The sequence below is a fragment of the Xanthovirga aplysinae genome (assembly GCF_009711365.1).
GTDB classification, from domain to species: Bacteria; Bacteroidota; Bacteroidia; order Cytophagales; family Cyclobacteriaceae; genus Xanthovirga; species Xanthovirga aplysinae.
The window spans coordinates 1-3,569 of the sequence record NZ_SMMB01000734.1; the positions used below are offsets into that span (position 1 = coordinate 1).

The following is a 3,569-nucleotide window of genomic DNA, read 5'->3' on the forward strand; positions in this document are numbered from 1 at the left end:
CTTTGAAAGTTGCGGTTGTTGTTATTGCCTTGGATATTATTATTAAAACTTACGGTGTTCATTGCACCAATACTAAGGGCATGGATTTTTTGAAAATTTGAGACATTTCTATTTCCATTAATGGAATCATTGGAACTGATGAGGTTTCCCGTTCCCAGGCTAAAAGCGGTCAATAGTTGGAAGTTTCTTTGATTGTTATTTCCTATGAGTTGATTATTACTGAATTGATTGTTATTATCCCCAATTTGAAGGGAAAAGTTTAACTGGCCGTTTCTATCATTGTTAATTCCCATTATAAGGTTGTCATTAAACACCTCATTCTGCCCAAGCTCAATACCAAGGTAACTTTGAGTGTTGAAGTCGTTGCCTTGAGCTAAGCAGAATTGAAAAATGCAGGCCATGGAGAGTAGGGTAATGATTACTTTTTTCATAATTTTTGAATTTTTAATGGAAGGATAAGTTTGAGAGAAAGTGTTGGATAATAAATAAAAGGACAAACCAAAAATGAAGGAGTTTGTTTTAATTTTTTTATTAATGTATTAAAGAAGGACATTATAAAAAGTAGAATTCGATAAAGGCACTATTTTCTTCGATGAATAGCATAAATTTTAGAATAAAGTGGGCGAGTTATCAGCTTTGATATGATTACTAATTTCTAGCAAGCGTAATTACTTCCACTTTGGGGGTAGGTGTAAGTAAAAAATTAAGCCCTCATTTAGAGTGAAGGCTGTTTCTTTAGGAACTCCTCAAAATTATTTCCACTTTTTCGGTGATTTTAGGTAAAAGGGTAAGTGTTTTGGTGTATTGTGGACTCTGATTGTTCTCAATTAAATCAAATAATTGATTTCTTAAGAAAAGATTCATTTCACGTTCTGCTATTATTGCCTCACCAAGGAGTATATTCCTCTATGCACTAAGGTGTAATAACCACTATTTAATCTGACATTGGTGATTTTCTTACATTTAGAAAATACAATTTTTGTAGTTGTCGGGTTGTGTTTTCCATTCCCTAATTAGAGCTATCAGGAAAAAGCGTTTTATTTACAAGGACCAACTACAAGCTAGCACCTGCTGGAGGGGTTCCCTTCTCTTATCTGAAGTATGCTTGCCGTTAAAATGGACTATCTAGCAGACCAGACAATTAAGAAAAGTTTATTCTATTTTAATTAGTTGTTCATCGTATAATCCAACCAAAAGGCTATTCCCATCCTTGTCAACTTTTATTCCTCCATATTTAGCATTTTCAAACTTGTCCGCTTCTCCTTCTTGAAAAAAGAAAGATTCGGCTCCTATATTTATACCCCTCAAATTCTTGGAAGTATATTCTAGGAGATATTCTCCCTTATTTAAAGGAGATCTGCTATTTTGAATTCTTACTTTTTTTGCAATCCCATTTTTATCTAATGTTACCACACAAAACCCCCGTTTAGAAATACGATCGGAGTCAATGTTATCTGATATTTTATATCTTAGCCTCATATAATCTCCTTGCATTAATGACCGAGGGTCAACAGGGGCTAATTCCAATAAAATGAGCTTTCCTTCAGCTAATAAATTTTCTTTTTTTACAATGGAGTTATTGAATAAAACCAGTAGTATAATGAGATTGACAAGGATGATAATCCACTTATATTTTTTCATGGGCATGAAGCTTTCTGGTGATGAAAAGATAGAATATTAAAAATGCAATCCCGGATGAAAATAAAATAATTGATTTAGTTAATAAGGTAAAATTAAGATCGTAATAGTATTGGGAGATAAAGTAAACGAATGAAATTATTCCCATTACCAATCCTGTTTTATGATTCACTAAAAAGCTTATCAAAATAATTAAAACAGCACCAGAAATGGAGGGGGCAAACACTGTTGGCATTAGAATTAAAACACTAAATAAATTTATAAGTATTTTATTTTTTAGAGATTTTATTTTGGTGATTTTCGAAATATTATAAACCAGGTAAATGACCCCAATAATCATAGGTATGGATGATAACCAAACATAGTTTTGTGATATGGGGATTAAACCTTTCTTGCCAAGAACGGTAAGGCCAAGTAAAAGGGAAACTAATAGGCCAATACGAGTTGGATTGTATATTTTGGATAATTTTTTGCTGGCGGATATTATTTTTGCTTCATTCAAAAAATAATAGGTGAGTAAAAAGGTGTAAAATGCAATGTAGAGGTGAACCAAATTATAAGTGTCATTCGAAAGTATTAGGGTAAGTAAACTACCACTAATTATTGTTACGGAAATAAATGATAACATATAATTTTGGGTGATCAATAAGGTACAAAGTGCTATAATAATAGCGATTATATAAATGATGTTTTCATCAATTTTGAAACCTCCTAGTCCTATATAAAGTAAAGCAAGTCCAATAACATAAGTTGAGATACTGACCGTATCAATGATAAGTTTATCATATTCCTTATTTAGCCAATTAGCGGAGAATATAAATCCTAAGCCAAAAATTATTAATCCCAATTTAGAATCATATAGTCCAGCAACTCCCAGAAAGACTAGAAATGCCAGGGTGGCTAAAAGTCCCCCAAGAATAGAAAGAATCTTAATCGACAAACTGGACTTGTTTTCTTTCTGCATTTGATATTCATCAAGAATAGCATTTTCGTCGCATTTAAATTCAGCACCTTCAGATAAATAAAGGTCTTCTACAATTTCTTTAATATGAGTTTCCTTATTCATTTATCCACTTTTTTTGAAGATCAATCAGGTTTTTAATGACGAATGTTACACTAGCAATTACGAACAGGCAGATTATAAAAAACATTGCGGCATCGCTCGAAATATTTATGAGAAAGGCTGAAATAATAATGATAATACTGAGTGGAATTATGGCAAGGTAAAACCCTCTTCTTACTTTAAGCCCATAATTGATCCCAATGCCATATAGTATTGTGGTAAATAAGATTAATACAAAAAATGAGGTTTGCTGTTTATCAAAAATACCGATTGTAATGCCTATGGTGCTAAATGAAACAGAAGCTAAGGCAATGAAGTTTGAAAACCAATTGGGGGAGCTTTTTTTAAATAGCGTTTTTATTCCGACGGTTGAAATCAGTAAGAATGTGGTGTTGATGATGAAAAGTAAAGTAGAAAGAAAAACTTCTGACCAGTGGTGAGCAACTTGCTGCGCATAAAGGATGAGCGTTGTGTTTATTAGAGTTAGGTAGATAAGCCATAAGGGTGCGAAATTTGAAATAATGACCCAAAGAGTTATGAACATTGTCCACCCTAAGAAAAAGTCATATGCATTAGCTCCAGTCTGATAAATTTGTCCAAAAACAGCAATCAATACTCCCACCAAAATTGATGTTCCAGTAAGCAATATGTTTTTGAGGGTTAAACTTATTTTAGAAAAAAGTACGATGGCGGTGGTAATAATGATTAGACCTTCTATTAATCCAATTTTTATGAATTTATGTAGGTCAGCCCAATTGTAGGCAAAAAAGAAAATAATCCCAGCCGTCGTAAAACCTATACCTATACTAATGGAGAAAAACTGAAGAAATTTTTTCCAAGCTCCTAGATCATTATAAATATTTTTTTT

4 protein-coding genes are annotated in these 3,569 nt (G+C 32.4%); all 4 read right to left on the reverse strand.

Annotated elements, in window-relative coordinates:
• Positions 1–431: hypothetical protein (locus E1171_RS04815; RefSeq protein ID WP_222931393.1), on the reverse strand; the 431-nt coding region annotated here is incomplete at its 3' end.
• Positions 432–1,152: 721 nt separating this feature from the next.
• A complete protein-coding gene (locus E1171_RS04820; RefSeq protein WP_155204633.1) occupies positions 1,153–1,641 on the reverse strand; it encodes a GDYXXLXY domain-containing protein in 489 nt (162 codons plus the stop codon).
• Complete coding sequence (locus tag E1171_RS04825; RefSeq protein WP_155204636.1) at positions 1,628–2,704, reverse strand: DUF4401 domain-containing protein; 1,077 nt, start codon at positions 2,702–2,704, stop codon at positions 1,628–1,630. Before E1171_RS04825 ends, E1171_RS04820 begins: the two co-directional genes overlap by 14 nt.
• The coding region (locus E1171_RS04830; RefSeq protein WP_155204638.1) for a DUF2157 domain-containing protein at positions 2,697–3,569 on the reverse strand (873 nt) is incomplete at its 5' end. The genes E1171_RS04830 and E1171_RS04825, both read right to left, overlap by 8 nt.